Origin of the sequence: Rickettsia australis str. Phillips, assembly GCF_000273745.1 — a bacterium.
Taxonomy (GTDB): Bacteria; Pseudomonadota; Alphaproteobacteria; order Rickettsiales; family Rickettsiaceae; genus Rickettsia; species Rickettsia australis.
On record NZ_AKVZ01000033.1, the window covers coordinates 22744 to 29843 of the forward strand.

The window sequence follows — 7100 nt, forward strand, 5'->3', positions numbered from 1 at the left end:
TAAGTAAATAACTTTTATACTGATATTTAAAGTTATTTTTCTGGATTCCCGCCTCCGCGGGAATGACATAGAGCAACCTATATCTTTAAACCATCCCACATACTATCAACCTTGTCGATAACTTCCTGACTCATTTCTATTTTTTGACCCCATTTTCTATTTGTCTCAGGGTATATTTTATCTGTTGCATCTATTCCCATTTTACTACCAAGACCTGACTTAGGTGATGCAAAGTCCAAATAATCTATCGGGGAATTATCTATAAAGCTCGTATCACGTTTTGGATCGCTTCTTGTCGATATTGCCCAAATCACATCTTGCCAATTACGAACATCAATATCATCATCTACAACGATAATAAACTTACTATACATAAATTGCCGTAAGTAAGACCAAATACCAAGCATTACTCTTTTAGCATGACCGGGATAGGATTTTTTAATCGATACTACTGCAACTCTATATGAACAACCTTCAGGTGGAAGCCAAAAATCTACTATTTCCGGAAATTGTTGTTGCAAGATAGGAATAAAAATTTCATTTAATGCTTCACCTAAGATTGACGGCTCATCAGGCGGTTTTCCCGTATAAGTACTTAAATACATAGGGTTTTTCTTCATTGTTATTGCAGTTACGGTAAATACAGGAAATTCTTCAATATCATTATAATATCCGGTATGATCCCCAAAAGGGCCTTCAGGCAAATACTCCTCTAAACTTACATAGCCTTCTAGCACTATTTCGCTATGTGCCGGTACTTTTAAGTCAATAGTTTTACATTGTACCAGCTCTATTTTTTCATTACCGAGTAAACCTGCAAAATTATATTCTGAAATATTCTCAGGTATCGGCGTAACCGCTGCCAAAGTTACCGCTGGATTTGCTCCAATCACGATGGCAGCAGGAAACGGCTCTTTTTTTGCTTCTTTCCAACGTTTATGATGCTCTGCTCCGCCTCGTAACTTTAACCAACGCATCAATAGCTTATTAGGAGCTATTGTTTGCATCCTATATATACCAAGATTATAATTATCCACCTTATCTTGTGTTGGACCTTTAGTAACTACTATACCCCAAGTAATTAAAGGCGAAACATCCTCAGGCCAACATTTTTGAATCGGTAATATATTGATATTTGGTTTGTCAATGACGACTTCATGACAAGCTGCTTTTGATATTGTTTTAGGAGACATAGCAAAGATACGCTTAGCAAGAGGTAACATTGATAATGTTTCTTTAAAAGATGCGGGAGGTTGTGGCTGCTTAAGAAATGCTAGTAACACGCCAAGTTCTCTTAATTCTTTGGGTGACTTAAGGTTAAGCCCCATGCAAATGCGATAGATACTAGCATAAAGATTAGTTAGGACTGGTATAGTGGATTTACTGCCATCAGCTTTTATAACATTTTCAAAAAGTAATGCAGGTCCGCCTTGTGCTAATGCTCTTCTGCTAATTTCGGTAATTTCTAAGTCAGTTTTAACCTCAAGAGAAATACGCTTTAACTCACCGTTTTTTTCTAAAAATTTTAAAAACCCCGGTAAATCTTTAAAGCTCATAGTTCTATTTTTTTGTTTTATTTTGGTCTCTTTATTATGTCATTTCCGCATGGCATTGGCGTTGTTGCATGGATACCTGAATCGTCATTGCGAAGAGCGAAGCGACGTGGCAATCCAGTAAAAATAATTACAAAAATGCTAAACTTGAGCATTTTTAACTGGATTGCTACGTCAATTACTTCGTAATTTCCTCGCAATGACGATTTCCCTACTTACTAAAATTATCTTTTATCTGCATATTATTCTGAATAATTGTGTAGTTAATTAGCTCATCAATTACAGAATTTTTAATATTATATACTATATTTTTTTCTGAATTGACATGAATATTTTTAGCTGTTAATTCATCTATACTTCTAGATTTAATATGTGCAAAATATACTTCATCACCTACTTGGAATATAGGTGTATTACTTCCTATTTTAGTATTAAAAATTGATAATAATATCTCAGGAGTTAATGTTAGATTATTTTCCATTTCTGATCTAATATAGCTTTTTTTGCTTATTTTTATTCCAGTAGCTTTAAGCTCTTTTATGTTCTCTTGATCTGAATTATATTCATTTGCTAAATCCTTGATAATTTTTAAGTTTACATCAGCGATATTCTGCTTTATCCAAACTTTATTTACCTGCTCTTTAATAGCATCAAATTCAGGTATTTTTGTCGGCTGAATAGATTTTAATTCTACCAATATAAGATAGCTTTTATCTTCTGCTTCTATAGGATAAGATAATTCTCCTTCCGAAAGCTCAAAAATACTATCAGCATTTTCGGCAATTATTTTATCTTCAATAAGCTCTGCATAACTTATATAGTTAACGTTTTGTATCGGTAGCTTATATTTTTCGGCAATTTCAACTAAGCTTGACCCTGCCGCTGTCTCATCTTCCAGCTTTTTAGCAAACTCCATATTAAGTATGTCGATTTTTTGTGCCTTTAATAAATCATACAATTGTTTTTGTACCAATTCAAAGCTTTGATCACCGAATTCATCTTTATTTTCATTATAAAATTCTAACAACTCATCTTGAGTAACTGAGACTTTTAAATCCTTAATATTAGCCTTAATATAAGAAAAACTGCGTTTCTCAGGTACCTCAAACACGGTTTTATTATCTTGGTAAAAAACCTTTAATTGCTGGTCGGTAGGGGTAGAGATTTGTAAATCTTTCGGTTTATTTTGTAAATCTATTTGTATTAATTCTACTTCTCTTTTTTCAGCCATATAATCTACTATATTGTCAGTCATAGATTTAGGAACATAGAAACTTTCTACAAAACTACTAACAAGAATGTTTTTTAAAGCTTTTTCTTTAAAGTTTAATAAATATTTTTCTTCATCCATATAAGAATTTCTAAAATAAGTTTTAAAAATTTTTATATCAAAAACACCTTGCTCATTTTGAAAAACCGGTGATTCTTTAACTAAAATTTTCACTGTATCATCACTTAGATCTAAGTCGTAATAGCTAACTAAATAATCTAAGACATTATCGTAAACAAGTCTTTTAAGGATTTGGTTATCAATATTTAACTGTGCTATTTCTTCATCCGTTAAACTTGTTCCCGTTTGCTTACTTATAGCATTAATTGCTAAAGATTTTGCTCGCAAAAAATCTTCTTGGGAGATATTTTTTACATGAGAAAAAGTAACAATATCACCGCTTCTTCTTCCGTTTAATACATCTTTAATACCAAATCCGACAAAAGCAAAAGCTATCATTGCGAATAAAACCCGCATTATAAAACTATCGGCAGTCTTTCTAATATTATCTAACATAATTTTTTGTCTAAGTTTTTAAGTGAAAATATGTCATTCCCGCAGGCAATGACTTCTCGCCATTCCGGAATGACATTTAAGCAGCTTCTCAAGACTACATTATAAAGCAAAAAAAGCCTATATAGTCAAACTATATAGGCTTTTTTATTATTTTTGTAGATGTTCGATGTCATTTCTGTATTGTTCAGTTTTCCTGTCATTGCGAGAAAATTACAAAGTAATTGACGCAACAATCTCAGTAGTTTGTTATTATTTCATGAGATTGCCACGCAGCCTATGGCTGCTCACAATGACGACATAGAGCATATTAGAAGTTTACACGAACTTTTACACTACCTTGCTGAGCGAAATACTTACTTCCGATATTGGTATCGTAGTTAATACCGTATTCCATCATTTGATGCTTAGCAGTAATACCAACACCGATATCAAAGCTTGTTTTGCTTTGCTTAAAGCTGTTGGTTGGGAAAGGAGAAGTCATACCTTGTAATCTTGCATCAATCGCCGGAACTTTATTCTTGAATGCATAATCAACCATTGCGTAAAACTCAGGAGTTAACACTACTTCACCTACATTTATATTACTTGATACTTTAGCACCGAGTAAACCATCGAAAGTGCTATAGTTCTTGCCTTTAACTGTAAGGTTTTGGTTAGTAGTACCGGTTTCTTTATAACCCTTATCTTTGATAGCCGAATATCTAAGCCCAGCTAGCGGTGTTAAGCTAATGTTCTCAGGCATCATATAGGTATAACCAGCCATTAACTGACCTGTATAGCTTTCGGATTTATACTTACCGCTTGCGGTTTGATAGCCGACAATATCTAGTGCCGTTGCAATAATACGTCTTGATTTGCTTCTTATCTTATTATCCGAGTAAGATGCTATAGCTTTAAAGCAAAGATTTTCATAAGGTACATTATATAAACCGTATAAAGAGTAAATATTACTCTCTACCTTATTCTTATCACCTGTCTTATTATTTTTCAGTTTGATATCAGTATCGGCTCTTGTATATGCAAGCCCGAGTGCTAAATCATCGCTAACTAAGCCATCAAAACCTATAGTACCACCGGTTGTATCAGACTTATAACCGCTTATATTGTTACGCATCTTCTGCATTGCATTACCAACAAATGGGCTTATCCACGCACCAAACTTAGCATCTCTGTCCTCATCACCGGCAGCTACAGCAGCCGGCTGTATTGCATCCATTCTAGCATTTAGATTAATTAAGCTACTTGAGATATTACTTAGTATAACTTGATTATTAATAGCAGCTATAGTATCGCTAGGCTTTACAACGTCTTGCATGAGGTGAGTTACAGCATCTGCTGCTTGGATTGGATTCAGTTTACCCCAATTATCAAAAGCTAAACATGCATCTGAACCGATTGGTGCTTGCTCCATTAACTCAAGCGATTTCTTTACATTTGCAGCATTTGGGATATTTGCAAGCGGCCCACCCGGTTTAAAATCTTCTTCTATCACTTCTTCTGCTATATCCTCTGCAAATAACGTTAAAGTCGATTCATCAAAAGTAAAGTTGACAAAGCGGTTATCATTATTAACGGTTACTTTAACATTACCTGCGGGAGTAGGCTTTAATCCGCCTGCTGTTTCTGCAGATATTACCGTATATTTTGTATTCGGGCTTATATTATTAATGTCGAAATTAGTAGCAGTAACAACAAGTGCTAAAGTTGAAACTCCTGATAAATCAAGAGTACTACCTGATTTAATTAAGATATGACCGTCTGACTTAGCTGCTCCATCAAAAGTAGTATTTAAGGTTAGTGTATCGGTAAAGCTACCGGTACCGGTATATGTTACTTGGCTTGCACCTAAAGTAAGTGTAGTACCGCTACCTGTTATATTACTATTAAAGGCTAGGCTATTACCGAAATTAATAGTAGCATTGTTAGCTGCAAAGCTGGTAGCCGTTACATTTTTAGCAAAATTAGTGATAGAAGCTTTAGCTAAAGTAACTGCACCAGTGTTAGTAAATGTATCGGCAAAACTTGTAGTACCGCAGAGTGTCGCCGCACCTTTTGCATTAACACTGCTTGCAAAGTTTGTTGTGCCTGTCGTTGTGATATCACCAACCGAATTAGCCGCAGTCCCTACAACACCTCTAACACTGCCACCATTCGTGAAGTTTAACTTCAGAGCCTGACCGCCGGTTTTATTTATACTACCTGTTAAGTTAAAGTTTGCAGGTAATGTTAAGAGTGCAGTACCGTTACCTTGGATTTCAGTGATGCTAGTATTACCGCCTTGGGTTATGCTTACAGCCCCGGCACCTACTTTTAACATAGCAATATTAGTAATATGTCCATTAATAGTACTTGCACCGGTTGCGATGATTGTACCGTTAACTCCGTTACTGCTTGTAACACTACCGGTGATATTTTTATTCGCACCAAGTGTTATAACTGCTGCTTGATTATTGAAATCTACATTACCGTTAATATTACCGTTTTGAGTTAAAGCAGTAGCAGCACCGAATGATAAATTAGAATTGATATCCTTATTATAGGTAATTGCTGCCGGCACTGATAATTCTAAATTGTTAGCAAATATATCAGTATCTATTTGGAATGTGCCGTTTCCTCTAAATTCTAATGATTTTAACTTATTTACTGCAGTACCGTAAGTAGCATTTCTGACACTTGCAAGAATTACTCTCCCACCCGCAGCTCCTGAATCTACAGCAAGTTTACCTTTATTTGGAGCTCCAGGATCAAGTGCGGCATTTAATGTTATTGTACTATTACCGGCTGCACTATTTTGTAATACTAACTCTGCATCTTCATGGGCAAAATTGATAGTCTGACCGTTTGCTAAAATGCCTACATTACCGCCATTTGCATCAATCGTATAAGAACCGGCAGCGGCAGGAAGTCCAAGACTCGCATTTGCTGCACCTATATTTATTACATTAATTTGGTTAGTAATACCGCCTACATCAACAAACTGCGTAGTATTTATGATATTAAATGCGAGAACATTTGTAGTATCTATATTATTAAAGGCTACCTTCCCTAAAACATTCAATGATGCTAGTTCATTTCCTGCCGTACCTATTGCCTTAGCTGCACCATCACCTTGTAAAGTTATAAGGTTTGCTGTACCAAAAAGCAGTAACATACCGCCACCAGTTGCAAACGCCGGTAAATCATTTTTAATAGTTACAACTCTATCATCTGTAGCACTATTGTTAACTAAAAAAAGCTTTGAGTTTGCACCTTTAAAATCAATAGCTTGAGCGTTTAATATCTCAATATCAGCATTCTTAACATTTATTGCAAAAGTCTTATTATCTTGAATGTTAATTTGTGCAACCGTACCGATACTAGCATTATCTGCAGTAACCAAACCGAGAGTATTAATATTAATTGTAGCATTATTACCGTTTGCTATAGTTCCGCTTAATGTATAACTCTTACCGACAGGACCGTTCAATTCTAAAGTACCACCCTGAGCATTCCCACCGAAATTTACATTTGTAGCTATCAAATTACCGCCGACTTGTATCGTACCGACTGCTCCACCGCCGGCAATATCATCAAAATTTACAGTTTGTGCATAAATATCACTTGTAAAAACAAGATCCGCAGCACCATTATCAACTTTAGCATTCAGAACTTTTAGAGATGCTGCATTTGTACCTACCGCTCCGGTAACCCCTACTCCAGCTGTTGTTAATGTACCGTTACCTCCTGCTGCAGTTACTGCTCCAGTTATACCGTTATTTGCT

Annotated in this window: 3 protein-coding genes; all 3 read right to left on the minus strand. The window is 35.3% G+C overall.

The window, feature by feature from the left end; translation table 11 throughout:
- Nucleotides 1-77: 77 nt before the first annotated feature.
- The gene (locus tag A452_RS0106270; protein WP_014412233.1) at nucleotides 78-1556 is read right to left on the minus strand and encodes a UbiD family decarboxylase; all 1479 of its coding nucleotides are present in this window, start codon (nucleotides 1554-1556) and stop codon (nucleotides 78-80) included.
- Nucleotides 1557-1764: 208 nt separating this feature from the next.
- Nucleotides 1765-3339 carry a SurA N-terminal domain-containing protein gene (locus A452_RS0106275; protein WP_014412232.1) on the minus strand — a complete coding sequence of 525 codons (1575 nt, stop codon included), beginning with the start codon at nucleotides 3337-3339 and terminating at the stop codon, nucleotides 1765-1767.
- Between the two features lie 307 nt (nucleotides 3340-3646).
- The coding region (locus A452_RS0106280) for an autotransporter outer membrane beta-barrel domain-containing protein (RefSeq protein WP_017208674.1) at nucleotides 3647-7100 on the minus strand (3454 nt) is incomplete at its 5' end.